Source organism: Massilistercora timonensis, assembly GCF_048354975.1.
Classification (GTDB): Bacteria; Bacillota; Clostridia; order Lachnospirales; family Lachnospiraceae; genus Massilistercora; species Massilistercora timonensis.
The window spans coordinates 23,614-48,912 of sequence record NZ_DBGCJQ010000077.1 but is presented as its reverse complement, the minus strand read 5'-3'; the positions used below and the strand labels follow the sequence as shown (position 1 = coordinate 48,912).

The following is a 25,299-nucleotide window of genomic DNA, read 5'->3' as shown; positions in this document are numbered from 1 at the left end:
CCTTTTAATCCAGGCTTACAACGAACACACTGTCGGCGGGGAACTGTGGAAGCTTTCCAGCCTGGCCCAGGCCAAAGGCCCCGAGGCCTGCCTGCAGTGCGGCGCCTGCGCGAAACGCTGTCCCCAGCGGATCCCTATTCCTCAGGTAATGAAAGATTATGCCAGGATCCGGCTGGAGGAAACCTCGTCTTAGGCCGTATAAACCATCACTGCCTCGTAGGGCCGCAGGCAGCCGTCTTTGGGCAGCGATTTGTAATTGTGAATAAGAACTTCCTCTTCCCTGCAGTCAGTAAGAAGGCTGCAGGGAACTGTTTTATCCGTAAAGTTGGCGATCACCCGAAGCTTCTCTCCCGCCGCCTGCCGCTCATAGGCGAAGATATCCGGATCTTCTTCCAGCAGAAGGCGGAAATCCCCGTCCACGAAGATCTTAAGGTCTTTGCGCAGCCGGATCAGCTTCTGGTAATAATGGTAAATAGAATCTCCCTCTTCCATCTCCGCCCGGGCATTGATCTCCGGATAGTTGGGATTCACTTCGATCCAGGGCGTTCCTTCCGTGAATCCTGCGTTCGTCCCGTCGTCCCACTGCATGGGGGTACGGGCGTTATCCCGGCTCTTGGCGTAGAGGGAGGCCATGATCTCTGCCTCCGGATATCCTGCCGCCTTCCGCTCCCGGTACATGTTCAGGGTCTCGATATCCCGGTAATGGCTGATGTCCGGGAAGCGCACATTGGTCATCCCCAGCTCTTCCCCCTGGTAGATGTAGGGCGTCCCCTTCATCCCGTGGAGCACAGTAGCCAGCATTTTCGCGGATTCCACCCGGTATTTCCCGTCATTTCCCCACCGGGACACGATCCGGGGAAGGTCGTGGTTGTCCCAGAACAGGCTGTTCCAGCCGCAGTCCATAAGCTCCCTCTGCCATTTGGTCAGGTTTTCCTTCAGCTTAACAAGAGACAGGGGCGCCAGGTCCCATTTCTCCTTCCCTTCCTGCTGATCCAGGCAAATGTGCTCAAACTGGAACACCATGGAGAATTCGCTTCCGTCGGGATTGCTGTAGAGTTTGGCCCGCTCCGGATCCGCGCCCCAGGCCTCTCCCACGGTGATCAGGTCCCCCTTCTGGAAGGTCTCCCGGCTCAGTTCCCGGATGAATTCATGAAGCCGGGGGCCGTTGTTGGTGATCCCAAGATCCGGCTCTTTGGCGATCTGGTCGATCACGTCCAGCCGGAAGCCGCCCACGCCTTTGTCCATCCACCACAGGATCATATCGTAGATTTCCCGGCGGACCTTCTCATTTTCCCAGTTAAGGTCCGGCTGCTTCACCGAGAACTGGTGGAAATAGTACTGCCCCACCTCCGGCACCCACTCCCAGGCCGGGCCGCCGAAGACGGATTTCATCTCGTTGGGCAGGACTCCTTCCTTCCCGTCCCGCCAGACATAATAGTCGTGATAGGGGTTGTCTTTACTTTTCTTCGCTTCCTGAAACCAGCGGTGCTCGTCGGAGGAATGGTTCAGCACCAGGTCCATGACGATCCGGATGTTGCGCTTCTTCGCCTCCCGGATCAACTCTTCCATATCTTCCAGGGTCCCGAACATAGGGTCAATGTCCTGATAATCGGAGATATCGTACCCGTTGTCGTCCTGGGGCGACCGGTAGACCGGGGAAAGCCACACGGCGTCGATCCCCAGATCCGCCAGGTAATCCAGCCTCCGGATGATTCCCGGGATGTCGCCGATCCCGTCCCCGTTACTGTCCTGGAAGCTTCGTGGGTAGATCTGATAAACCACCGCGTTCTGCCACCATTTTCTCTGTGTTCCTGTTTTATTTTCCATGATAAAGTCCTCTCCTTTGCTACCGATTGCTCATTTTCCCTCTGTATCTGGCAAGGCCGGCGGCGATCCCATCCATATCCGGCATGCGCCACTCCCAGTTGGGAGATCCCACCGTGCCGGGGGTGTTGATGTGCCCCTCCCGGCCCAGGCCCAGGATATCCGCCATGGGCACGATGGCATACTCTGCCCGGCTCTTCCAGGTGTAGGCAAGAAGCCGGTCCTTTACGCTTCCCTGACCGCAGCCCTGCCGCTTCAGGAAACGGCGCAGCTTGCGGCGGGCGGGAATGGTCAGCTTCTCATACCACTCCATCAGGGTGTCGTTGTCATGGGTTCCGGTGTAAATGATCAGATTTTCCCTGTCATGAAATTCATCATAAGCGTATTTCCCATCTGTTTTCAGGGAGAGATCAGAATCTTCATGCCTTTCAGATGGTAGTGCTCCTTCAGGGTCAGCACCTCCGGGCGCAGGTCGCCCAGGTCTTCCGCCACCAGGTTTACCCCCGGCAGGCGCTCAAGAAGGGTGTCCAGCACTTCGTACCCCGGCGCCTCGATCCATTTTCCCTCTATAGCTGTAGGACAGGAGGCCGGGATCTTCCAGTAGGTGTCAAAGGCCCGGAAGTGGTCGATCCGGATCATGTCAAACAACTTCTGGTCATAGCCGATGCGGTCTACCCAGAACCGGTAGCCCGTCTCCTTCAGGTAATCCCAGTCGTAGATGGGGTTGCCCCAGCGCTGGCCGGTGGCGCTGAAATAATCCGGCGGCACTCCCGCGATGAAGGTGGCCCGTCCGTCCCGGTCCAGAAGGAAGTTTTTCTTCCCCGCCCACACGTCCACGGAATCGATCCCCACGTAGAAGGGAACGTCCCCCATAATGCGGATCCTATTTTCACGGGCCTTCTCCCGCACCTTCATCCACTGGCGGTAAAACAGGTACTGAAGGAACATCTGATAGGCCGCCTCTGCCTCCACGTCTGCGGGAAGGGGGCTTCGCTCCTCCGGCCAGGCTTTGTCCGCCTCCTTCCACTCATTCCAGCAGACGCCGCCGTTGGCCCGTTTCAGGGCCCGGAAGACGCCGTATTCTTCCACCCAGGACTGGGCGATAAATTCCCGGTAGTCGTCTGTGGGCTGGAACCTGGCGAAGGCTTCCCGCAGGAAGGGGTCCTTGAAGGCCCGGACCTGATCGTAGCGCACCCGGGTCTCCCCTTCCAGAAATGGCTCCGGCAGCTTTTCCAGAAGCCCCTCCTCCTGTAAAGACTCCAGACTTATATAGATCTCGTCCCCCGCGCAGGAGGAATAGGGCTGGTAGGGGGAGTTGCCGTAGCCAACCGGGTTCAGCGGCAGGATCTGCCAGATCTTCACCCCGTTCCTGCTAAGGAGTTCTATGAATTGGTGTGCCTGTCGGCCCAGCTCTCCCACGCCGGTGGGGGAGGGAAGGGCGGAGACGGGCATAAGGACGCCTGATTCTCTCATGGTGGTCCTCCTTTCGGTGTCGCTTGTATATGGTCTTATTTTATCCGATTGCACCAGGTTTTTCAATTTACGTTTGTGACCTTCGGCTATACTAAATTGACATTTACATTTTCCGGAAAAAGATTTATATTGGTACTATCTGATGACAGGAGGTGACTGCCATGTTCCGTTTATGGGGAAAAGAATGGAAAGACAACCGTCTGGTGCGGGACACCGTGATCTGCGACGACACAGAAGACACCCGGACCCACAAGATCTTCCACGCCCTGGATGAGATCTGTTACCAGTTCGATTTGAGCAAGCCCATCTGGCTGGACTCTACCATCGAGGAATTCAAGCGCCACGACAAGGCCCGGTTTTATCAGGATAATTTCGTAGATTCCATTGATTTCGATTATCTGGAGATCGAGATCATTGAAGAATAAAACAGGCACCGTGCCGGGAAGGAGACTTTTATGATCCAAACCGCAGGTCTTTCCGTCAAATATCTGAAAAAGCAGCCCTACAGCGGGTCCCACCAGGGCATGCGCTTCCGCCTGCACGCCCCCAAGGACAGCGATACCGTAAGCGTCTGGATCTATCCGGAGCCCTGGTGCTTTGAGGCCGCGCCGGAGGAAGACAAGACTTTGCGGGAGTTCCCGTTTACCCCGGAAGGGCTGGAGGAAGCTATCCGGTGGCTGAACACTTCTTACGAAGAAAAGCAGGAATACTGGAAAGAATGTGAAAAAAATAAGATGCGTTTCTGAAGGTTTTCAGCGCATCTTATTTTTTATGCTTTTATGCTGCCCTTCTATTTCTTCATCTTAGGCTCAAAGACCAGAGAGGCAAGGTAGCCGAAGACCAGGGCGGCAGAGATCCCGGCGGCGCTGGCTTTGAACCCGCCAAGGAAGATCCCCAGGAACCCCTCCTGATCCACAGCCTCCCTTACCCCGTTCCACAGAAGATTGCCAAACCCGATCAGCGGCACGCTGGCCCCCGCCCCGGCGAACTCCTGGAAGGGAGGATAAAGGCCCAGGGCCCCCAGGACCGCGCCGCTGCACACCAACAGCACCATGATCCGCCCCGGCATAAGTTTGGTCCGGTCCAGCAGGATCTGCGCCAGGGCGCAGATCAGGCCGCCGATAAGAAACGCCTTAAAATAGTCCATTTTTACACCTCTTTTTTAATTGGGGACGTGGTATTTTCGAAAATACCACGTCCCAGATTGAAAATACCCTGTCCCTTTTTGATCTCTAACAGTGCTCAAGTACGATTCCGTGGGCGATTCCGGGCACGCTGGCCCCTTCGTTGAAGCTGACGGTGGACATCAGCGCCCCCGTGGGTACAAACAGTACCCGCTCCCACTCTCCTTTTTCTACTTTGGGCAGGATATAGGAGGCAAGGGTGACTGCGGCGCAGCCGCAGCCGCTGCCGCCGGCATGGGTATCCTGGGTCTGCTGGTCGAAGATCAGGATCCCGCAGTCCATATGTTTGGCCCGGATATCCAGCCCTTTTTCGTCCATCAGATCCAGAAGGATGCTCTGGCCCACATATCCCAGATCCCCGGTGATGATCCGACTGTAATCCTCGGGGTCCCGCTCAAAATCTTCCAGATTCCGGGCGATGGTGTCGCAGGCCGCGGGCGCCATGCAGGCACCCATATTCTGGGAATCCTTCAGCCCGTAATCCACAATCTTCCCCACGGTGATCCCGGTGATCTTCACATGGGCCGGCTCTTTTCCCACAAGGAAGGCTCCGGCGCCGGTGACAGTCCACTGGGCGGACAACGGCCTTTGGCTGGCATAATTCAGCGGGAACCGGAACTCTTTCTCCGCGCTGGCGAAATGGCTGGAGGTGACGGCCAGCACATTTTCCCCATACCCCGCCGCAACGCTCATCGCCGCCAGGGCCAGGGCTTCCCCGGAGGTGGAACAGGCCCCGTAGAGACCAAACAGCGGGATCTGGAAATTCTCCACTCCAAGGGACGTGGCCGTGCCCTGCCGCAGGAGATCGCCGCCGAACAGGAACCGCACCTCCTCCGGTTTCCTGTGAGTCTTCCCCAGAGCCAGCACGCAGGCCTGGCGCTGCAGGGCGCTTTCCGCCGCCTCCCAGGTATCTTCGCCAAAAAGCGGCTCCTCGCACACTGCGTCAAAATATTTTCCCAGCGGGCCTTCTCCTTCTTTCTTTCCCGCCACAGATCCACTTCCCAGCACATAGGGCGCATGGGGAAATGCGATACTCTGTTTTCCCGTCATCATTGTTCCCATCTCCTTTAGCCGCAGCCGTTCTATAGAATACCAAGACATTTGAAACTCCAATACCCCAGCCCCAGAAGCCAGCTGGTAAAGATTCCGTATAAGATCACCGGTCCGGCGATGGTAAAGATCTTGCAGCCGATCCCCAGCACCTGGCCTTCCTTCTGGTACTCGATGGCCGGGGCCGCCACAGAGTTGGCGAATCCCGTGATCGGAACCAGCGCCCCGGCGCCGCCCCATTTGGCCAGCCTGGGATACAGACCAAATCCTGTCAGCACCACACTCAAAAGAATCAGAAGGAGCGACGCCCAGCTGCCGCTGCTGTCCTTATCCATCCCCAGGCGGGCGCAGTAATTCAAGATCCCCTGGCCGATAACGCAGATCACGCCGCCGGTCACAAACGCCCGGGCCATATTCACCGGCAGGCTGTGCATCGGCGTCTTTTGCTTCACATAATTTTTATACGCATCCTGTTTTTGCTGCTTGTCCACGATAACCTCCATTTTTCAAGGGTTTTTTCAAAAAGGGACAGGGTATTTTCAATCTGGGACGTGGTATTTTCGAAAATACCACGTCCCCACCTTACCACCGCTGCCAGAAGAACACCAGCGCCCCCAGGCCTTTCCCCAGCGCGATCCCCAGGATCACCCAGGCGATACCCCGGGTCAGTCTTGCCCGGCGGGCGAAGATGGGGAAGACATTCAGGATCTCGGCCAGGGCCATGGCCCAGCAGCCGGTGAAGATCCCGGCGGCCAGCCCGAAGACCGGCAGAAGCCACCCGCCGCCGGGGATGGCCACCTGATATACCAGGAACACGTTGCCCAGGATCCCACCCAGCGCCACGCTGGTCTCATAGAGCAGTACGTGCTCCCCGGTGTGGGTCCGGTCCGCAAAATCAGACACTACCCCCAGGCCGATGATGAAGGAAAAGAGTCCTGCCGCCGCCGCGAACCCGGCGCTAAGACCCAGAAGAACCAGAAGGACCTGGCGGAATATCTCCCACATCCAGCTCACTCCCCTTTCTGGAACTGTTATCGATCAGCGTGGTCTGGATATCCTTCTCGTAAAGGCGCATCTCCACCTCCAGCGGCGTGGGCTCGGCGGAGAACCGCTTCTTTCCGAAATGGTCGAAGAATACCAGGATCCCGATGACCATCCCGATACAATAAGTCAGTTCCAGAATGGTGAACCCGTCGCTTCTCGCCCCGGTCACCAGCTGATAGATCTGCCCGAACAACTTCGTCACGTCCACGTCGTTATTGAAGGCCATCACGGAAAATGCAGCCCCTGTGAAACTGCAGAGGGCCACTACCGCCACTTTCAGCCCGTGGAAGAAGCCGCCGGTATCCTTCCCGGGCTCATAGGTCACGATAAAATCCGGCTCCCCCAGGTTCTGGATCTCCGCCTGGGGATACAAATCCCGGATACACTCCACCACCCGGAGGACGGATACCACTACCCGGTCCTGCCTCCTCTTCCCCGGCGTAAACTTAAGGAGCGGGATCTGCCGGATCCGTCCCGCCATCCCCGGGTCGCCGCAGAGGATCTGAACTACGTCCCCCAGGGTTACTTCCGGTCCATGCACCTCCACGTTCCGCTCCGCCTTAAGATAGACAGTCTCCTGCCGGCTTTTCGTCATGACCTTCTCTCTGCCTTCTCCGTCTGCACCAGCGTCCCGTCGCTGACCGCCGTCTCGCTCCCCACATCCATCAGGCAGTAGACAAGTCCCAGGATCACAGCCGCAGCCACTACGCAGATCAGGCACACCCGCAGCTTCTTTCTCGCTTCATCCATACCATCACACCCCTTTTCTTTTCCCTTAGTATGACCCTGTTCGCGAAAAATATACGCAGGCGCGCCTGTCAGATCTTCTCTCTCATCTGTCTCAGGATCTTCTTCTCCAGCCTGGACACCTGCACCTGGGAGATCCCCAGCTCCTCCCCCACCTGGGACTGGGTCTGCTCCGCGAAATACCGCAGGTAGATAAGCCGTCTCTCCTGGCTTCCAAGCTCCGACAGAAGCTGGTCCAAAAGCATGTGGTCCAGCATTTTCTCCTCCCCGCTTTCCTCTTGGGGAAGCTTGTCCATGAGGCGGATCTCCTGCCCGTCCTTCTGGAAAATGGGTTTTTGCAGGGATTCCACCTCTCCCCCGGCCTCCAGGGCCATGGCAAGCTCTTCCTGCTCCACCCCCAGTTCCCCGGCGATCTCCGTCACGGTAGGCTCCCGCCCCAGACGCTCCCGAAGCTCCTCCCGGCAGGCTCCGGCCCGCCCGGCAAGCTCCTTTAGGGAGCGGCTCACCTTCAGAAGACCGTCGTCCCGGAGGAACCGTTTGATCTCCCCGGAGATCATGGGCACCGCGTAGGTGGAGAATTTCACCCCAAATGTCAGGTCAAACTTGTCAATGGCCTTCAGAAGGCCGATATTGCCGATCTGGAACAGATCCTCCGCCTCTGCTCCCCGGTTCTTAAACCGCTTTACCACACACCAGACCAATCCTTCATTTTCCCGGACCAGCTGTGCCCTTGCCCCTTCGTCCCCCTGATGGGATCTGCTGATCAAAGCGACTGTGTGGTCCATAGTTTCCGTCCTTTTCCGATGACCTTCTTCATTTTCACACAGGTTCCTTTCCCCGGCGCGGAGATCACCTCCAGATCGTCCATGAAAGCCTCCATGAAGGAAAATCCCATCCCCGACCGGTCCAGTTCCGGCTTGGTGGTAAACAAAGGCTCCATGGCCTGCTCCACATCTTCGATCCCCCTTCCCTGGTCCTCCACCTCCAGATACAGAGTCTTCTCCTGGGTGCGGCAGCGGATGGTGATGTTATGTACCTCATTCTCATACCCGTGGATGATGGCGTTGGTCACCGCCTCGGAGACGGCGGTCTTCACATCGGACACCTCCTCCACCGTGGGATTCAGAGATGTCATAAATGCCGCCACCGTCACCCGGGCGAAGGATTCGTTGGACGAGCGGCTGTCAAAGATCAGTTCCATTTCATTGGTATTTTCCATTTTATCTGTCCTCCTCATAGATCTGCATGATTTTCGTTATTCCCGACATGGTCAATATCTTCCTCATCCTTTCGTTTGTGTGCACAGCGCACACCTCCCCTCCCAGCATATAGATCCTTTTATACCTCCCCATGATCACCCCGATCCCGGAACTGTCCATGAAATTCGTCCGGGCGAAATCAAAGATCACATACCGGATATGGTTCCGGTCGATCAGGTGATCCGATTCTTTCCGGATAGTTTCCGCATTGTGGTGGTCCAGCTCATGCGGAAGAAAGATGGTCAGGCAGTTTTCCTGCACCTGGTACTCCATAGTTTCTCCCCTTTCTCCTGTTTTTATGCCTCCTGGGCAGCATTTTACAGCAAAAGAAAAAGGACACGTGGTCTTTTCCACGTATCCTTCTCTTTTGTATCTTATTTTGATCCTTATTCCTGAGTTTCTCCCTGGGAACCGTCTTCTGTGTCCTGCTCATCCTCTCCGTCAGCCTTCTTGGTCTTCTGGGCGTCCAGCGCCTCCTGGGCATCTTTCGCCGCCTCGGTGTCCTTATGATCCTCCAGGATCTGCTGGTACCGGAGATTGGCTTTGTCCTGATCCCCGTTCTTTTCATAGGACTGGGCCAGAAGCAGCATGGCCTGGCCGTCCTGATAGCCTTCATCCATCTCCATCACCTGCTCCAGGTTGGAGATGGCGCTCTTATAATTGGCCACCTGAAAATTTTGCTGGGATGTGTTGTATAATTTCTCACACATCCTGGGATACAGAGAATCCCGGATCTCCTCATACCGGTCCCGCCCCTGGGTGCCCAGAGAATCCGGATTGATCTTGAGCATCTCCTCCAGCATGGCGTTATCGCTCATATCATGGGCGTTAAAATGCTGGTAAACGCTGATCACCGCCTCGTAGCTCTCCTGGGTGGATTCCGCAGTGGCCTTGGCATTCTCGCTCTCCTTGCTGGTAGAGCGGTATTCCTCCAGTTCTTTTTGCAGGGCGCTGATCTGGGCGTCCTGCTCCGCGATCTGGTCGCTGAACTGAGCGGTCTGCTGGTTGGTCTCCTTCTGCCGGGATGTAGTCACAGCGGGCATGACCAGGAACCACATAAATGCAATTCCCACCGCCAGCCCGATGGCGATATTCACAAGAGTGTGCAGGCCGGAATTCTCCTTCAGGCCTGTGGGCACCGGCTGGATGATGGTCTCGTTTCCGATACTGTAGGTCACCGTCTGCTGCTCCTGCTTGCCGGTGTCCCGCTCCTTGATGTTCAACGTCCGGGACTTGCGGATCTGGTTGAGTTCGTGCATATACCGCAGGGTGATCTCATCCGTCTTATCCAGCGCGTGGGCCGTCCGCAGCATGGTGCGGGCGCTGCCGTACTGCTCCGTATGGATATAGAGGAGGGCCAAAAGCTGATAGGCCTTCACATAGGTGGGGTGCGCCGCCACCACCTTCTTCAGTTGTATGATGGCCAGGTCCTCCCCGTTCTGCCGGGCGTAATCCAGGCTCTGGTTAAACCGCTTCACTGCCTGGTTGATGGTCTCCAGCTCTCCGGGAACTTCCTGTACTTTGCTGATATAATAGTTGGCGATATTGTCGTGGGACTGGATGTTCTTGCTCAAGATCCACTCCACCAGCGCCTCGATCACATCCCCCCGGCCGTAATACACAAGCCCCAGAAGGTTCCTGGCCGCGATGTTGGCCTGGTTGTACTGGAGGCTTTTACGGAGAGATTTGACCGCGCCGGACAGATCCCGGATCTTTGCCTTCTGCAGTCCGTCGTTATACCAGTAGTTGGACTGGTACACCAGTTTCGTTGTATACTCCATAAATGACTGATCCTTCTTTACTTTGTCTGCTCGATCATTTCCCGCAGAATGTCTGTCATGTCTGTCAGATCCTCCTGATAGACCGCGTTCTCGATATCTTCCACTTCCAGGCTGGGCTGGAACTTCTTCAGTTCTTCTTCAAAATCAAGCATGCTGATCGCCTCCTGCCAATAATCTCTTCACTTCCCCCACCAGATACAGGGAGCCCACACAGTAGACTTCTCCTTCCTCCCGCAGGGAAAATGCCGCTTCCAGCGCTTCCGCCGGCGTTCTCTTAACGAGAACCTTCTCTCTGGTATAAGTTTCAAAAAGCCGCCCCAGCTCCTCTGCCGGGACTGCTCTTCTGTCGTCAAACTCTGTAGCGATATAGGCTTTTGCCTTCAGTTTTTCACAAAGAAAGCGCGCCATCTCCTCATACTTCTTGTCTGAAGCCGCCGCGAATACCACCACCGGCTGACGGGGCCGGGGCTGCTCTCCTTCCAGCAGCTCCACATTCCGGATAAATGCCTCCACGGCTCCCGGATTGTGGGCGCCGTCCACAATGAGATGGGGCGCCGCCTGTTCCATGCGGCCTTCCCACTTTACGGCGGCCAGGGCGCCCGGCCACCGCTTGCGGTGGATCTTCTCGTCCTTTAACAGCTCCTCCGCCGCCTCCAGGGCGATCTCTGTGTTCATCACCTGGTAGGCCCCGCACAGAGGCACGTGCCAGATAACATCTCTATCATACGCATTCCGTCTGGAAAATGCAATATCGTTTCTGTGAACTTCCAGGATTTCGAACGCATTTTTCGAGATTTCTCTACAGGGCGCTCCCACCCTGGCGGCGGTCTTTCGGATCACTGCTGCCGCCCTTGTACTGCTCCCGTCAAAAAGCACCGGAACCCCTGGTTTGATGATCCCCGCCTTCTCCGCGGCGATCTCTTCAATGGTATTTCCCAGGATATCGGTGTGGTCCAGACTGATGGAGGTAATGATGGCAAGGGCCGGGTGTTCCGGCGCATTGGTGGCGTCCAGCCTCCCTCCCAGACCAGTCTCCAGGATCACATACTCCACGTCCGTCCGGGCAAATGCCGCCATTCCCATCCCAAACAGGAATTCAAAATAGGAAGGATGGCCCATCCCTGCTTCTTCCATGTCCCGAGCCGCCTCCCACGCCTGGCAGAACACCTGGTAAAACACCGGGTCTTCCACCGGCTTACGGCCGATCTGGATCCGCTCATTGATGGTCACCAGATGAGGGGAGGTGAAAAATCCACACCGCTTCCCCTCCGCCTGGAGGATGGCCTGCAGACAGGCGCACACCGAACCCTTCCCGTTGGTCCCCGCCACATGGATGATCCTGCGGTCCAGGCCCGGATCTCCCAGGAGACGAAGGAATTCTCTGGTATGGTCCAGAGAATGCTTCTTCGTGAACCTGGGAAGCTCCTCAATATATTCCACTGCTTTTTGGTAATCCCCGGGGCACTTCATTATTCTTCCTCGCCGGTCTGCTCTACCCAGGACCGGGTCTTGTCCGTTCCTGTGTCTTTTACTTCCGTTAGCTTCCCATCCTGGTAAATATAGTCATCGGCTTTGCGGAACAGGGTGTCGCTGGATCCATACTGGCAGGTGTAGATCACATCCCCTTCCTTCAGTTCTGTCGAAGGCAGGTCGATCCTGGTATTGTTCAGGAATTTCTTCTCCTGCTCCTCCCCGTTGACATAGACCCTGGTATAGGCTGTAAAATTCTCTCCGTACAGGCTGTAGCCCCCGTCCAGATGGGGTACGATGTCCGTCAGCGATACATCCCGGACTCCCATCACCATATGGCCTTCCGTGATCGGCGGGTTGCCGCCATACACATACTGGTCGCCGTAGAGGATGTCATACTGCAGCAGCTCCAGGTCCGCCAGGTAATTCTTGGTCTGCCGCCGCTCCTGATGATAGTTGAACACCGTCCCGGAATGGATGCCAAGCCGGTCAAATACATCTGCCATGATCTGGTAGGAAGGAATGTTCCGGTCCTCCTTCTCAAGGCCGATGTTGTCCCAGATCACATAGTTGGTATTGTAGAGATAGCGGCCCTTTAAGTCCTCCGCCTTCAGTCCCATGGTGGGCAGATGGTCTCCGTAGAAGACCACCACTGTAGGCTCGCCCCGCTTCTCTACCGCGTCCACCAGGTCCCCCGCGAATTTGTCCATCTCGTAGACCTGGTTCACATAGTATTCCCATTTATTCTTAAGGGCCTCATCCTCAATGCCTTCCACCGTGATCTCCGGATTCTCGATCACTTTCTCCTCCGGGTAATCCCCGTGTCCCTGCACGCTGATGGTGAAGACAAAATCCTGCTGCCTGGTGGAATCCAGAGCGTCCACGATGTGGTCGATCAGGATATCGTCCTTGGACCAGCCATTCTCCGTCAGCTGAAGGATGTTCATAAACTCCTTGCTGGTAAAGCTGTCAAATCCCATGTTGTTGAACACCCGCGCCCGGCTGTAGAAGTTTCCGCCGTTGTTGTGAAGGGCGTGGGTTCCGTAACCAAGCGCCTCCAGGGCCGTAGCCGCGCTCTCACAGGGCGTTTCCTTCAGGATCGTTTTATAGGGATATTCCCCAGGGCCGAAGTACCGCAGGTTCATCCCGGTAAGCACCTCGAACTCTGTATTGGCTGTTCCGGCTCCTACGGAAGGAACCTTGAAATAACCGGAGGAATATTTATCGTACATTTCGTGAAGATTGGGGCAGGCGTCTTTGGAAGTGGTGAAGAATTCCGCTTCCTCCACGTCGAAATAAGACTCCAGCTGCACAAACAGGATGTTGGGCAGATCCTCTTCCGGCTCGTCGGACTCATTTCTGGTAATCTCCCCGTCTTTGCTGATCCTGGCAATGGTCTCTTCACTGTAGTCGTTGGGCTCGTTGATCCCCGTGTTAAAAAGACTGGCCATAAAACAGTATGGCAGGCCGTAATCCTCGTAGGCAAAGGCGATATTTCCGAAATAGGTGGACACCACCCGGTTCTCCACCGCCGCGTTGGCCACAAAGCTGTATACCGCCCCCCAGACGCAGATGGCCACAAGCGCCAGGAACCGGTGCATTTTCCCGGTATACTGGCCGCCCCGCCTCCACATGGAGACCACCCAGATCACCACGGCCACGGCGCCCACGATCAGCACGATCAGCTCAAATCCGTTGAAATAATTGTTGATCAGGCTCAGGCCTTCCGTTGCCGCCTTCAGGTCCTGGGCGTTGAAAGGCGTCACCCGCTTCAGCAGCATATAGCCGTTGGCCACGCCAAGGATCAGCCAGAGCACGCTGACGATGATCCTGGCAAACACTCTGCGGCGGAACAGATAAACCACCGAGAAGGTGACAAAGATCATAAATGCATTGTAAAGGAACACCACCGGCGTCTCCGTCATATAACCCCAGGCTTCAAAAACCGAATGCCGGGAAATGGCCTCGATGGCGAAATTGATCACGCAGGCCAAAAGAGCATGGAATAAGAGGGACAGGCGGTTCATCCACTTCCACACCGGCTGCATCTTTTTGGCAAATGCGCTGTTACGGCGCTCCTCCAGGATCCGGGCCCGCCGCTCCTTTCTTTCCTTCCAGTAGGCTTTTACATCTTCTTTCTTCAGATTTTTCAAACGCTGGATCTTTCCTTTGATATCCGGCTTCTTCAAATGGATCTTCTTCATCGGTCAACAAACCCCTTATGAATCACTTAGGAGCGTTTTGCCTTCAAACTCTCCAGTCTTTCCTGTACCTGCTCCATCATCTGTCTGTAAGTCTCCAGTTTCTCCCGCTCTTCCTGCACCTTGGCTTCCGGCGCCTTGCTGACGAATTTCTCATTGCTCAGCATACCTTCCGCCCGGGCGATCTCTTTGGAGAGACGGGCTTCTTCTTTGGTCAGACGCTCCAGCTCCTGGTCAAAATCGATCAACTCTTCCAATGGTAAATATACTGTAGCATCCGGCACCACGATGGATACCGCATCCTCCGGTATTCCAACCGTATCGTGCTGGATGATCAGATCATTAACTGCCGCCATATTCCGGGCTGCCTGCCGAAGCATCTCCAGACCGGTACACAACTGAGCGTCTTCACATACCACATAGGCCGTAGCCTTGCGGTTCTTTGGAACATTCATCTCAGCCCGCACGTTGCGGATGCCGCGGATGATTTCTTTATAATGTTCTGCAATATTTTCCGCGATCGGATAATTCCAGGACTCATCATACTGCGGCCAGTCAGACATCATCAGAGATTCTTCTTCCGGCACCAGTTTGCTGTAGATCTCCTCAGAGACGAACGGCATATACGGATGCAGCAGCTTCAGTCCCTTCTTCAGTACCTCCCGCAGAGTCCACAGGGCGTCGTTGGCGCTTTCCGGATCCTCATCTGCGTGATAAATACGGTACTTGGCGATCTCAATGTACCAGTCGCAGAATTCATCCCAGATGAAATCATAGATCTTGGACAGAGCAATACCAAGCTCGAATTTATCCATATTCTCGGTCACATCTTTGACCAGGTTGTTGCATTTGGACATGATCCAGCGGTCTGCTGGACGCACTTTAAAGTCTGCCGGCTGAGTCAGTTTTTTATCTTCCAGGTTCATCATAATGAAACGGGACGCATTCCATACTTTGTTGGCAAAGTTCCGGCTGGCTTCCACACGTTCGTTGTAGAAACGCATATCATTTCCCGGCGCATTTCCGGTTACCAGGGTCATACGCAGGGCGTCTGCCCCGTACTGGTCAATGATCTCCAGGGGATCAATTCCATTCCCCAAAGACTTGCTCATCTTGCGGCCTAAGGAATCCCGCACCAGGCCGTGGATGAACACGGTGTGGAAGGGCGATTTTCCGGTATGTTCATATCCGGAGAATACCATCCGGATCACCCAGAAGAAAATGATGTCGTATCCGGTCACCAGCACGTCTGTTGGGTAGAAGTAGTCCAGGTCCTCCGTCTTGTCCGGCCATCCCAGCGTGGAGAAGGGCCACAGGGCGGAACTGAACCAGGTGTCCAGGGTGTCTTCATCCTGAGTGAAATGGGTGCACCCGCATTTGGGGCATTTCTCCGGCATTCCCCGGGAGACCACGATCTCGCCGCACTCATCGCAGTAGTAGGCAGGGATCCGGTGTCCCCACCAGATCTGCCGGGAGATACACCAGTCGCGGATATTTTCCAGCCAGTGCAGGTAGATCTTGTCAAACCGCTCCGGCACAAACTTCAGGTCGCCGTTTTTCACAGCCTGGATAGCCGGCTTGGCCAGCTCTTCCATCTTCACGAACCACTGCTGTTTTACCAGCGGTTCCACGGTGGTGTGGCAGCGGTCGTGAGTTCCAACGTTATGGGAGTGGGGAACTACCTTCACCAGATAGCCCTGCTCCTCCAGATCCTTCACCATCACCTTCCGTGCCTCATAGCGGTCCAGTCCGGCGTACTTGCCGCCGTTCTCATTGATGGTGGCGTCGTCGTTCATGATGTTGATCTCCGGCAGGTTGTGACGCTTGCCCACCTCGAAGTCGTTGGGGTCGTGAGCCGGCGTGATCTTTACCGCGCCGGTCCCGAACTCTTTATCTACATAAGAATCCGCCACAATGGGGATCTCTCTTCCCACCAGCGGCAGGATCGCCGTCTTGCCTACGATATCTTTGTACCGCTCATCATCCGGATGTACCGCGATGGCCGTATCGCCCAGCATGGTCTCCGGACGGGTGGTGGCGATCTCCAGATAATCATCGGTCCCCACGATGGGGTATTTAATATGCCAGAAATGGCCTTCCTGCTCTTCGTGCTCTACTTCCGCGTCGGAAAGAGAGGTCTTGCACACCGGACACCAGTTGATGATCCGGGACCCCCGGTAAATGTAGCCCTTCTCATAGAGCTCGATAAACACCTCTTCCACCGCCTTGGAACAGCCCTCGTCCATGGTGAAGCGCTCCCGCTCCCAGTCGCAGGACACGCCCAGCTTCTTTAACTGTCCCTCAATAGTTCCCGCGTATTCTTCCTTCCACTGCCAGGTACGCTCCAGGAATTTCTCCCGGCCCAGCTCTTTTTTGTCAATGCCTTCTTCTTTCAGCTGGTTGGTCACCTTTACTTCCGTGGAAATGGCGGCATGGTCCGTTCCCGGAACCCACAGCGTATTGTAGCCCTGCATTCTTTTGTAACGGATGATGATATCCTGCAGGGTATTGTCAAGGGCGTGGCCCATGTGCAGCTTTCCGGTAATATTCGGAGGCGGCATCACCGTAGTAAACGGTTTTCTGCTGCGGTCCACCTCCGCATGGAAATATTCCTTCTCACACCATTTCTCATACAGCTTTGGCTCAATCTCTTTGGGATTGTAGGTCTTTTCCAGGTTCTGGCTCATAGTATCCTCCTCATTCTCGCTTTTCACACAATTTTCACATTTGTAAAAGAAAAAACCCTTTACACATCTGTAAAGGGCGATTGTTCTCGCGGTACCACCTTCATTATATAGAAGAGATTCCTCCATATATCTCATCTTATTCTTTAACGGGAACGACTCCGGGACCGCTTACTTGTCCGCCTCTGCGGCGGGTTCAGCGATCCGGCTCTAAAGCTACCTTCCGCGCCTCATCTCTTCTGGGGCCCCTCTCAGCCTGCGGGCGGCCTTCTCTGTCAGCATGAGGTTCGCGTACTCCTCTTCTTCATCGCCTTTTGCACATAAACTATTGAATATGATAGCCAGCGCAGGGGATTTTGTCAAGGATATTAATAGAATTTTAAGAAGCCTCTGGGCAGGATCCTTCGTTGACTTTTCAGAGTCGTCTGCTATAATATATTTAACAAGACAGCCAACGGGTGGGGCGAGCTACCCGATCTGGCGACTTAATTTAATAAGCTATCTGAAATAGCCGTTCAATCTTTTACCAGAGACGAGGACGGCTATTTCCCATTTTTCAAATTCAGAATTGCAATGATCAAAAGACCGATCGTCAGTAAGACCATGAATTCTTCATATGTACTCATAGGCATTTCCCCTTTCTGCAAGACTCAGATCGGGAATCAGCGCGCCCCTCGGCTGCCTGGGTAAATATACTATCCTTCGTTGACTTTTCAAGTCTCTCTGCTATAATATATTTAACAAGACAGCCGGAAGATAGAGCAAACCTATCCGCCCGGCAAAATAACCAGCTAAGCAAGCCGCCTATCTTTTCCAGGGACAGGGCGGCTTACTTACTTTTCAGATTCAGGATTGCTGTAATCAAGACTCAGGCGGATGATATGCGCGCCCTCCCGGCTGCCTGGGTAAATATACTATTTCCAATGGGATCTCAAAGAAATTTGTTAAATGATAAGAATGGATAGAAATCTATTGGATCTGTTTGAGAATAAAAAAAGTATAGCATGACCGCAGATCCTTTACAAGGAAAAAAGGAAGGAGTTACAAACATGACAAAATTCGAAGAATTTGAAGCCATCATCGCCAGCCTGCGCGCCCCCGACGGGTGCCCATGGGACCGGGAACAGACCCACGCCAGCCTGAAGAAAGGCTGCATCGAAGAGGCCGCCGAGGTGATCTGCGGGATCAACATCCTGGATCAGACCGGAGACCCGGAGAATCTCAAAGAAGAACTGGGCGATCTTCTGCTGCAGATTGTTATGCACGCCCAGATCGCCAAAGAAGAAGGGCTCTTCACCATGGACGATGTGATCCAGACCGTCATAGACAAAATGATCCGCCGTCACCCCCATGTGTTCGGCACGGTGGAAGTCGCCGATTCCGAAGAAGTCCTGACCAACTGGGCCGAGATCAAAAAGCAGGAAAAAGCCGGGAAAGAATGGGCAGAATCCTATCTCCCGGCCGCCTTCGACGAGGCGGAAGAACTGATCGACACCGCAAGGAAACGGAAAGGATTTGCATAGTTGGGGACGTGGTATTTTTAAAAATACCACGTCCCAGATTAAAAATACCCTGTCCCTTTTTGGATCAGTTTCTGATAGATGTGCAGATCTTCGTCCTTGAATACATTGATGATCACCTTGGACAATCTCATCCGGCTCAAGCACCGGTCGATGGTGTCCAGGGCGATCTGAGCCGCCAGTTTGTTGGGGAAATGGAATTCTCCGGTGGAGATACAGCAAAAGGCGATGGTGGAAAGTCCTTCCTGATCTCCCAGCTTAAGGCAGCTCTGGTAGCAGCTTCGTAATTCTTCTTTCTGCCGGTCTGTCACCTGCTGCCCCACCACAGGCCCCACGGTATGGATCACATGCCGGGCGGGCAGGTTATAGCCTGCTGTGATCCTGGCCTGTCCGGTTTTCTCTTCCCGCCCCTCCGCTTCCATGATCCGGGCGCATTCGTTGCGGAGCTGGATCCCGGCCGCGGAATGGATGGCATTGTCGATACAGCCGTGGCAGGGAACAAAACACCCCAGCAGCTGGCTGTTGGCCGCATTGACAATGGCGTCCGCCGCAAGCCGGGTGATGTCTCCCTGCCAGAGAGCAATCCGGTCCCCGTTCCGAAGTTCTGCCTCTGGAAATGTCTCCCAGACTGCCGGGATCTCTTCCGGCTGTACGATCCCTTTCTCTCTCGCCTCTTCCTGCAGCAGATTATCCTGAAGCTGCAGATACTCTTCGCTCGCCTCTCCCGGCCAGCGCACGTTCATCAGGCTGCGGAGAAAACGGCGTCTCTCCTCTGGCCCGTCCGGGATCTCTATCACGGCGTACCCTGGATTCTCTTCCTTCAGAAGCTGGATCAGCCGGGTCACTTTCTCATCTCTGGTCACGGTTTTCTTCCCTCCGTTCTCTCTCTTTCCCGCTTATTCTACCACGTTGCCGCAAAAGAGAAAAGAGCCCCTACTCTCTTCCTGTCCTCCGTGATATAATAACCCATATAGTTTCCATGCAACCCAGGAGGTTTGGCACATGAACACACGGATCAAAGAACGGCTTGCCGCCCTTCGCGCCGCCATGGCAAAAGAAGGCCTTGCCGCATGCTATATCCCAACGGCAGATTATCATCTGTCAGAATATGTAGGCGAACATTTCAAATTCCGGGCCTGGCTGTCCGGCTTCACCGGTTCCGCCGGCACACTGGTGGTGCTGCCGGACCAGGCCGGGCTCTGGACTGACGGCCGGTACTTCCTCCAGGCAGAAGCGCAGCTTGCGGGAACCGGTATTGACCTCTATAAAATGCAGATCCCAGGGGTTCCCACCATCGAAGAATTTCTCACCGCGCATCTTGAGCCAGGGGACCGGGTCGGCGCAGACGGCAGGACCATCTCCGCCTCAGCCGGGAAAGCTCTTGCAAATGCGCTGGAGGAGAAGGGTATTTCCCTGGATCCTTCCACAGACCCGGCGGCAGAAATCTGGACGGACCGCCCTGCCCTTGCAGGGGAGAAGATCTGGCTCTATGACGAATCCTTCGCCGGCCGCTCCACAAAAGACAAGCTTGCGGACGTCCGGGCGAACATGGCCCAGGCGGGAGCGGACATCCATGTGATCTGCGCTCTGGACGAGATCGCCTGGCTCTTCAACCTGCGGGGAAGCGATGTGGCCTACAACCCGGTCTTCCTCTCCTACGCAGTGATCGGCCGGGACTTTGTCCGCCTGTATCTGGATGAAACAAAACTGACGGCTGAAGCACAGGGCCATCTTGCGTCCCTTGGCATATCAGTCTGCCCCTATGAAGAAGTTTATGAGACGGCAAAAACCTGGGGCGGGCAGAAAATCCTGTTCTCAGAAGCCCAGTCCAATTACCGCCTTTTTCAAATCCTCTCCGAGAACGGCGCGCAGATCCTTAATGCCCCGGACCCGGTTCTGGAACTGAAGGCAGTAAAAAATGAAGTGGAGATCTCCCAGACCCGGACCGCTCATATCCGCGACGGAATCATCATGGTCCGCTTTATGAAATGGCTGAAAGAAACCGTGAAGGAAGGCGCCCTCACAGAGGCCTCCGCCATGGAACATCTGGATTCCATGCGCCGGGAAGCAATCCACAGCCTTGGCCTGAGTTTCAACACCATCGCAGGCTACGGCCCCCACGGCGCCATCGTCCACTACGCGGTCACCCCGGAAAGCGACATCCCCCTAGAACCCCGGGGACTGTTCCTGGTGGATTCCGGCGGCCAGTACCTGGAAGGGACCACCGACATTACCCGCACCTTTGCCCTGGGGCCGCTGACTTCCGAAGAAAAAGCCCATTTCGCCCTGGTGCTGCGGTGTATGCTGAACCTGATGTACGCCCGCTTTCCGGAAGGCGCAGATGGCCATCACCTGGACGTCCTGGCCCGCCAGCCCCTCTGGGAGCAGGGACTGGACTTCCTCCACGGAACCGGACACGGCGTGGGCCATCTCCTGAACGTCCATGAGGGACCCAACCGCTTCAGCTGGAAAACGAGAAAATCCGATCCGCCTGTGCCCCTTGTCCCCGGCATGGTCACCACCGACGAACCCGGCCTCTACATCACCGGGAAGCACGGCATCCGGCTGGAAAATGAATTGCTCTGCCGTGAGGGACAGGAGACAGACTATGGGAGATTCCTGTGCTTTGAATCTCTTACCCTGGTCCCCATCGACCTGGACGCGGTAGACCCCGCCCTTCTTAACGAAACGGACCGGCAGCGGCTCAACGCCTATCACCGGCGGGTGTACGAGACGCTTGCGCCGGAACTTTCCAAAGAAGAGCAGGAATGGCTTGAATCCTGCACCCGGGAAATCTGAAAATGTGAAGGAGTAACGCAATGAGAAAGTTAACCCAAAAACAGTTAGAAGTTATGAAGGTATTATGGGATCACAACAAACCCATGATCTCTTCTGAAATCGAAAAAAGCAATCCTTCTTTTAATACCAACACAGTTCAGACCTGCCTGCGCGAATTATTAAAAAAAGACTATATTCAGGTGGCAGATATCGTTTACAGCGGCACTGTCCTGACCAGAAGCTACCTGCCCACCTTCACGAAAACAGAATATTTGAAGGAGGCATGTAACGATATTATGGGCAACGGTCACGATTCCTTTTCCCTATGCGCCTCCTTGATCAAAGAACAGACAAATATGGATGATCTGGCAGAATTGGAAAAAATGATCGAGAAGAGAAAGTTAGAGTTAAAGCATGATTAAAGCGCTGATATTATCACCCGGACCTGTTTTGACTTGTCTTATTGCAATTTCTTTGCTGCTGGTTTTTTTCTTACTGTCGATCAAATGCGGATTTTTGTATGACAAGGCAAACACAAGAATTTTTTTCGCCATCATTTCTGTTATATGCTTAAGAATGACGTTGCCGGTCAATTTCCCATTTACATATTCTATTTACATCAAGGATTTTGTCCGCCCGGTTATGGATGTTCTTTCCGCCAGCATAGCAGATACGTCGCTTATGGTATTTGACTGTTTATACGGTATCTGGGCGATCGGCGCTGTCATTCAATTGTGCCGGTTCCTGAAAGCAAAAAAAGTTTATACAGATCGTATCAGAGAATTCATAATAACCAAAGAATCTTCCTGTGGTTACTTGTATGATCTTGCGCAAAATTACTCTGCAAAGCCGGTTAAAATAGCGGTTGTGCCCTTCCCCGTATCCCCCGGCATTACAGGAATATACAACCCTGTTTTGATTTTACCTGAAGTGGATGATCTTTCCCAGCAAGAACTGACCTATATATTTGATCATGAATTATATCATTACAAAAAACATGATCTTATCTTATTACTTTTAATCGATATCGTCTGCTGTATACATTGGTGGAATCCACTGGTCTATGTTCTGAAGAAATGGTTTTGCCTGGCAATGGAGATCACAAACGACCAGGCGATCATGCAGGGCAGAGACAGCGCAGACAGGCTGGATTATGCCTCCCTGATCATCAAAATCTCAAAAAAACTTCAGAACGCCCAAAATACACCTGTTTATAATTTAGACTTTGTTGGTTCCAGGCATTCACAGTTAGGGCTGCGTATCAAATATCTGTATAAAGATTTTTCAGAGAAGAAATATCTGTCTGTAATAAAAAGCCTGAAATTACTATTTTTAGTGATCCTTCTGATTTTCAGTTTATTTTTCGTTATTGAATCAGAAGCTACTGTTACACCGGCTGACACGGAAGACTCTGTAGTTATCACAGAAGAGAACAGTTATTTTATAAAGTCTGAAAATGGATATGACCTTTACGTGGAGGGAAAATATTTTACGTCATTTATTGAAATACCGGAAGAATTTAAAAATTTAAAAATAAAATAAAACGGAATCATACCAATACCCCGTCTGCCATTCTGATTTTTCTGGTAGCATACCTGTCCATTTCCGGATCATGTGTGACCATTACGATTGTTTTCCCCTGCAGATGCTGCTTTTTCAAAAGTGTCATGATTTTCCCGCTGTTGCCGGAATCCAGGTTCCCAGTGGGTTCATCTGCAAGGATGATATCCGGGTCATTCATAAGCGCTCTGGCTATGGCCACCCTTTGCTTCTCTCCTCCTGACAGTTGAGAAGGCCGGAATTTCTTCTTGTCTGCCAGTCCTACTTCCTGCAGCAGAATGCCTGCACGGCGCACCATTTCTTTCTTTTTCTTTCCCGCATAGCCGGCCGGAAGGCATACATTTTCCGTCACATTCAGTTCCGGGATCAGATAGAAAGACTGAAACACATAGCCGAAAGTCTGATTTCGCAGTCTTGCCTGCTCATCCCCGGCAAGGTTTGTTATATTTTCCCCATTAAGAAGGATCTCTCCAGATGTGCAGGGATCCAGCAGTCCTATCATATTCAGCAGGGTCGTTTTCCCGGAGCCGGATTCTCCGTACAGCATAACAAACTCTCCCTTTTCAATCTTAAAATCAATGTGGCGCAGGACTTTGTTTTCAATCCCCTGTCCATAGTAGCTTTTGCAGATATCCTTTAATTCGATCATCTTACCCTCTCTTTTATTTACCCGTTTCTCTCAGCGCCGCATAGATACCGTCCTTTTTCAGCGACAAGAGGACCAGGCCGCTTTGCAGGAAAGTCATCGCCAACGCCAGCACCAGCGCGATCAGATAGGACCGGATATCCGGACGGACCGGAAGTCCTAATTCTACCGTTTCCGTAAGGATCGTTCCAGCCCCCATTCCGATCACACATCCACCAAGGCAGATCGCCCCAATTTCCAGGATCACCTCTTTAACCAAACTCTTGTAGGAAGCGCCGCAGGCAGAACATATGGCCAGTTCGCTCATCCGTTTTAGAAAGAACAGCTTCAGAATCCCCGCATATCCAACAGCCATGATAAAAATGAGAATCACAGCGACTTTTCCAAGATATCCTGGTATCAGCGAAAGATATTCTACCAGGTATTCTTTTTCATACTGCTGATTTGAGAAATAAAAGCTGTATTCCTCTCCATATTTTTCATTGAGATATTGTAACAGTTTTTCCGCAACGGAACCGTTTTCTTTCTGATTGCCAATGGTCATGACACATTGCACGTTTGCTTCTTCACCGATGACCGGCAGCTCCTCCGCAGAAAGAATAATGCTGTTCTCCGTCTCAAGTGGTTGGTCGAAGCAGTCCAGGGGAAGCACATGATCCGAAAATACCTTCTCCAGTTGAAACCACGTTCCCCTGATACAGATCTTTCCTTCCGCCTCCTCTACATCCGGGATCTTTTCTTCCCGGATCCACTGCCGTGCCCGGCTGCCCACGTATGCGCTGCCGCTGCTTTTCTGATCGGATAATATATATGCATATTCCAGCGCATCTTCCCCGGAAAAGGTCACAAGAAAAGCGGCGGTCGTGCAGTTTATCTTTCCACCGGACATCTGGCGGATCCGGCTTATATCTTCCGAATCCGGCCTGAAGGAAGGCCCCTGCATATCTGTCTGCGTGATCTGTAAGACCAGTTCTTTATTCTTGAAAGCTGTCGCCGTTTTTTCTGATTCTTCCATTCCGTAAAAATAATATTGAAAAGCAAAAACAATACACGCGACCGCCACTGTAATTTCAAGAAGCAGCAGACTGTATATTTTTCTGTGATACACAAGCTTTCTTTTCACTTTAAACAGGATATACGACACGGCTATCCCCTCTCTTTTTGAAGCAGTTCATAGATGGAACTTCTCATAAAGTGGTTCACCAGCAGGGCGCTCAGGCACAGGCAGAACAGGAACGCGATCCCGGTTACTCCCAGGAGCACAGACAGGTCGAATATTACTTCCTGATCCAATGCAAATATCCGTACAATGGCCTGGAAGGACACAAGAAACAGCAGGATGGCCAGACTCATAGCGGATATGGTCTCTTTTAAAAATTCCTTCAAAAGATCCGATTTTTTGGCTCCCACTGCCCGCTTGACTGCATACTCTTCTTTTCTTTGCTCCATCATACCCAGTAAAATTACAAAGATATTTAATAACGAAAAAGCGGATACAGCCATCCCCACTCCGGCACGGGATAAGATCATATTTTTTAAAAATACTTTTCCTTCCCTCCCGCTTTCTTCCAGACTTTGCAGAAAGATCTGGCTGCCGTCTGTCCCAGGCGACGCCAGCTGTTCTCTCACCAGACCAAGATCACTGTCCTTTTCCGCCATCACAGACTGCTGCATGCTGTGATGGCCGTAAATATCGGCGAAACAGTTATAAGGGACCACCACTTTGTTTTTCCCGTACCCATGCATGATCCCGATGATCTCAAACTCCTCTCGATGGATCCTGATCCTGTCGCGGATCTGCAGGTCTGCCATGACGGCAAGCTTGTCTGAAACGACACATTTCTTCTCATCGCCTGCGAATTCCCGTCCGTTCAGAAACCGGCCTGATACCATGCTGTTCCCTGCAAAAGTCTGCATTCTGCCGCCATAGCCCAGCACAGCGACATCTTCTTCCATGGAAACTTCCGGGAGGATTTCCCCTGTCCGGAACTGGTAAGCAATGTCCCCTTCACATACCTGTTCCATCTGCTTTTGTTCCTTTTTACCAAGAGCCTCTCCCTGGAAACCAAGTTCCCCAC

The 25,299-nt window shown here is 53.6% G+C and carries 28 protein-coding genes, 1 pseudogene and 1 other annotated feature; of the genes and pseudogenes, 7 read left to right on the top strand and 22 right to left on the bottom strand.

Annotation, left to right across the window (positions count from 1 at the left end; translation table 11 throughout):
- Positions 1–193, top strand: a pseudogene (locus tag ACML7B_RS07445) (hypothetical protein); the annotation flags it as partial.
- Here the strand turns inward: ACML7B_RS07445 and ACML7B_RS07440 are convergent.
- Genes ACML7B_RS07440 through malQ form a run of 3 tightly spaced genes read right to left on the bottom strand, consistent with a single transcriptional unit; the run spans position 190 to position 3,297 of the window.
- Positions 190–1,827 (bottom strand): glycoside hydrolase family 13 protein, encoded by a 1,638-nt coding sequence (locus ACML7B_RS07440; protein WP_418540305.1) that lies wholly within the window; start codon positions 1,825–1,827, stop codon positions 190–192. The pseudogene ACML7B_RS07445 and the gene ACML7B_RS07440 sit on opposite strands and share 4 nt — an antisense overlap.
- 19 nt (positions 1,828–1,846) lie before the next feature.
- On the bottom strand, positions 1,847–2,170 hold the full coding sequence (locus ACML7B_RS07435; protein ID WP_418540312.1) for a 4-alpha-glucanotransferase: 324 nt from the start codon (positions 2,168–2,170) through the stop codon (positions 1,847–1,849).
- Between the two features lie 53 nt (positions 2,171–2,223).
- Positions 2,224–3,297, bottom strand: coding sequence for a 4-alpha-glucanotransferase (gene malQ / locus ACML7B_RS07430; RefSeq protein WP_418540302.1), 1,074 nt, complete (start codon positions 3,295–3,297; stop codon positions 2,224–2,226).
- Positions 3,298–3,458: 161 nt separating this feature from the next.
- Between malQ and ACML7B_RS07425 the strand changes: the two genes are divergently transcribed.
- Positions 3,459–3,722: a hypothetical protein gene (locus ACML7B_RS07425; protein ID WP_418540299.1), complete on the top strand. Its 264-nt coding sequence runs from the start codon at positions 3,459–3,461 to the stop codon at positions 3,720–3,722.
- A gap of 30 nt (positions 3,723–3,752) precedes the next feature.
- The gene (locus ACML7B_RS07420) at positions 3,753–4,043 is read left to right on the top strand and encodes a hypothetical protein (protein WP_418540296.1); all 291 of its coding nucleotides are present in this window, start codon (positions 3,753–3,755) and stop codon (positions 4,041–4,043) included.
- Positions 4,044–4,087: 44 nt separating this feature from the next.
- On the opposite strand, the gene spoVAE is transcribed toward ACML7B_RS07420, so the two are convergent.
- The 15 genes from spoVAE to ACML7B_RS07345 form a co-directional block, all read right to left on the bottom strand.
- Entirely contained in the window at positions 4,088–4,444 is a 357-nt protein-coding gene (spoVAE, locus tag ACML7B_RS07415; protein WP_106789705.1) for a stage V sporulation protein AE, read from the bottom strand.
- Positions 4,445–4,529: 85 nt separating this feature from the next.
- Positions 4,530–5,534: a stage V sporulation protein AD gene (locus ACML7B_RS07410; protein WP_418540294.1), complete on the bottom strand. Its 1,005-nt coding sequence runs from the start codon at positions 5,532–5,534 to the stop codon at positions 4,530–4,532.
- 29 nt (positions 5,535–5,563) lie between these two features.
- Positions 5,564–6,034 (bottom strand): SpoVA/SpoVAEb family sporulation membrane protein, encoded by a 471-nt coding sequence (locus tag ACML7B_RS07405; RefSeq protein ID WP_346707168.1) that lies wholly within the window; start codon positions 6,032–6,034, stop codon positions 5,564–5,566.
- Positions 6,035–6,113: 79 nt separating this feature from the next.
- A complete protein-coding gene (locus ACML7B_RS07400) occupies positions 6,114–6,536 on the bottom strand; it encodes a stage V sporulation protein AB (RefSeq protein ID WP_418540292.1) in 423 nt (140 codons plus the stop codon).
- Positions 6,490–7,170 (bottom strand): stage V sporulation protein AA, encoded by a 681-nt coding sequence (locus tag ACML7B_RS07395; protein ID WP_418540289.1) that lies wholly within the window; start codon positions 7,168–7,170, stop codon positions 6,490–6,492. The genes ACML7B_RS07400 and ACML7B_RS07395 overlap by 47 nt, the downstream gene beginning before the upstream one ends.
- Positions 7,167–7,325, bottom strand: a complete 159-nt coding sequence (locus tag ACML7B_RS07390) for a hypothetical protein (protein WP_418540287.1) — start codon at positions 7,323–7,325, stop codon at positions 7,167–7,169. Before ACML7B_RS07390 ends, ACML7B_RS07395 begins: the two co-directional genes overlap by 4 nt.
- Before the next feature lie 68 nt (positions 7,326–7,393).
- Positions 7,394–8,107, bottom strand: a complete 714-nt coding sequence (locus tag ACML7B_RS07385; protein WP_418540284.1) for a SigF/SigG family RNA polymerase sporulation sigma factor — start codon at positions 8,105–8,107, stop codon at positions 7,394–7,396.
- Positions 8,086–8,541 carry an anti-sigma F factor gene (gene spoIIAB / locus ACML7B_RS07380; protein ID WP_106789700.1) on the bottom strand — a complete coding sequence of 152 codons (456 nt, stop codon included), beginning with the start codon at positions 8,539–8,541 and terminating at the stop codon, positions 8,086–8,088. The genes ACML7B_RS07385 and spoIIAB overlap by 22 nt, the downstream gene beginning before the upstream one ends.
- 1 nt (position 8,542) lies before the next feature.
- On the bottom strand, positions 8,543–8,854 hold the full coding sequence (locus ACML7B_RS07375; protein ID WP_346707173.1) for an anti-sigma factor antagonist: 312 nt from the start codon (positions 8,852–8,854) through the stop codon (positions 8,543–8,545).
- Between the two features lie 113 nt (positions 8,855–8,967).
- A complete protein-coding gene (locus tag ACML7B_RS07370; protein WP_418540282.1) occupies positions 8,968–10,362 on the bottom strand; it encodes a tetratricopeptide repeat protein in 1,395 nt (464 codons plus the stop codon).
- Positions 10,363–10,379: 17 nt separating this feature from the next.
- Positions 10,380–10,514 (bottom strand): hypothetical protein, encoded by a 135-nt coding sequence (locus ACML7B_RS07365; RefSeq protein WP_278309158.1) that lies wholly within the window; start codon positions 10,512–10,514, stop codon positions 10,380–10,382.
- Positions 10,507–11,832: a bifunctional folylpolyglutamate synthase/dihydrofolate synthase gene (locus tag ACML7B_RS07360; RefSeq protein WP_418540279.1), complete on the bottom strand. Its 1,326-nt coding sequence runs from the start codon at positions 11,830–11,832 to the stop codon at positions 10,507–10,509. The genes ACML7B_RS07365 and ACML7B_RS07360 overlap by 8 nt, the downstream gene beginning before the upstream one ends.
- On the bottom strand, positions 11,832–14,036 hold the full coding sequence (locus tag ACML7B_RS07355) for an LTA synthase family protein (RefSeq protein ID WP_418540276.1): 2,205 nt from the start codon (positions 14,034–14,036) through the stop codon (positions 11,832–11,834). The genes ACML7B_RS07360 and ACML7B_RS07355 overlap by 1 nt, the downstream gene beginning before the upstream one ends.
- A gap of 26 nt (positions 14,037–14,062) precedes the next feature.
- Positions 14,063–16,720, bottom strand: a complete 2,658-nt coding sequence (locus ACML7B_RS07350) for a valine--tRNA ligase (protein ID WP_418540275.1) — start codon at positions 16,718–16,720, stop codon at positions 14,063–14,065.
- Positions 16,721–16,789: 69 nt separating this feature from the next.
- Positions 16,790–17,034 (bottom strand) — a binding site (T-box leader).
- A gap of 225 nt (positions 17,035–17,259) precedes the next feature.
- Positions 17,260–17,343 (bottom strand): putative holin-like toxin, encoded by an 84-nt coding sequence (locus ACML7B_RS07345; protein ID WP_418540309.1) that lies wholly within the window; start codon positions 17,341–17,343, stop codon positions 17,260–17,262.
- Between the two features lie 423 nt (positions 17,344–17,766).
- Here ACML7B_RS07345 and ACML7B_RS07340 point away from each other — a divergent pair, with 423 nt between their 5' ends.
- Positions 17,767–18,240: a MazG family protein gene (locus ACML7B_RS07340; protein ID WP_418540273.1), complete on the top strand. Its 474-nt coding sequence runs from the start codon at positions 17,767–17,769 to the stop codon at positions 18,238–18,240.
- A 38-nt stretch (positions 18,241–18,278) separates the two neighbouring features.
- Here the strand turns inward: ACML7B_RS07340 and ACML7B_RS07335 are convergent, their stop codons facing one another.
- A complete protein-coding gene (locus tag ACML7B_RS07335) occupies positions 18,279–19,100 on the bottom strand; it encodes a protein-ADP-ribose hydrolase (protein ID WP_418540270.1) in 822 nt (273 codons plus the stop codon).
- Positions 19,101–19,239: 139 nt separating this feature from the next.
- Between ACML7B_RS07335 and ACML7B_RS07330 the strand changes: the two genes are divergently transcribed.
- Genes ACML7B_RS07330 through ACML7B_RS07320 form a run of 3 tightly spaced genes read left to right on the top strand, consistent with a single transcriptional unit; the run spans position 19,240 to position 22,557 of the window.
- Positions 19,240–21,036, top strand: coding sequence for an aminopeptidase P family protein (locus tag ACML7B_RS07330; RefSeq protein ID WP_418540268.1), 1,797 nt, complete (start codon positions 19,240–19,242; stop codon positions 21,034–21,036).
- A gap of 20 nt (positions 21,037–21,056) precedes the next feature.
- Entirely contained in the window at positions 21,057–21,437 is a 381-nt protein-coding gene (locus ACML7B_RS07325; RefSeq protein WP_346707183.1) for a BlaI/MecI/CopY family transcriptional regulator, read from the top strand.
- Entirely contained in the window at positions 21,430–22,557 is a 1,128-nt protein-coding gene (locus ACML7B_RS07320) for a M56 family metallopeptidase (RefSeq protein ID WP_418540265.1), read from the top strand. The genes ACML7B_RS07325 and ACML7B_RS07320 overlap by 8 nt, the downstream gene beginning before the upstream one ends.
- 7 nt (positions 22,558–22,564) lie before the next feature.
- Here the strand turns inward: ACML7B_RS07320 and ACML7B_RS07315 are convergent, their stop codons facing one another.
- From ACML7B_RS07315 to ACML7B_RS07305, 3 genes are all read right to left on the bottom strand, one after another.
- A complete protein-coding gene (locus ACML7B_RS07315) occupies positions 22,565–23,224 on the bottom strand; it encodes an ABC transporter ATP-binding protein (RefSeq protein ID WP_106789117.1) in 660 nt (219 codons plus the stop codon).
- A 13-nt stretch (positions 23,225–23,237) separates the two neighbouring features.
- Positions 23,238–24,236, bottom strand: a complete 999-nt coding sequence (locus tag ACML7B_RS07310; RefSeq protein ID WP_418540263.1) for an ABC transporter permease — start codon at positions 24,234–24,236, stop codon at positions 23,238–23,240.
- A 131-nt stretch (positions 24,237–24,367) separates the two neighbouring features.
- The gene (locus ACML7B_RS07305) at positions 24,368–25,246 is read right to left on the bottom strand and encodes an ABC transporter permease (protein WP_418540261.1); all 879 of its coding nucleotides are present in this window, start codon (positions 25,244–25,246) and stop codon (positions 24,368–24,370) included.
- Positions 25,247–25,299 lie beyond the last annotated feature (53 nt).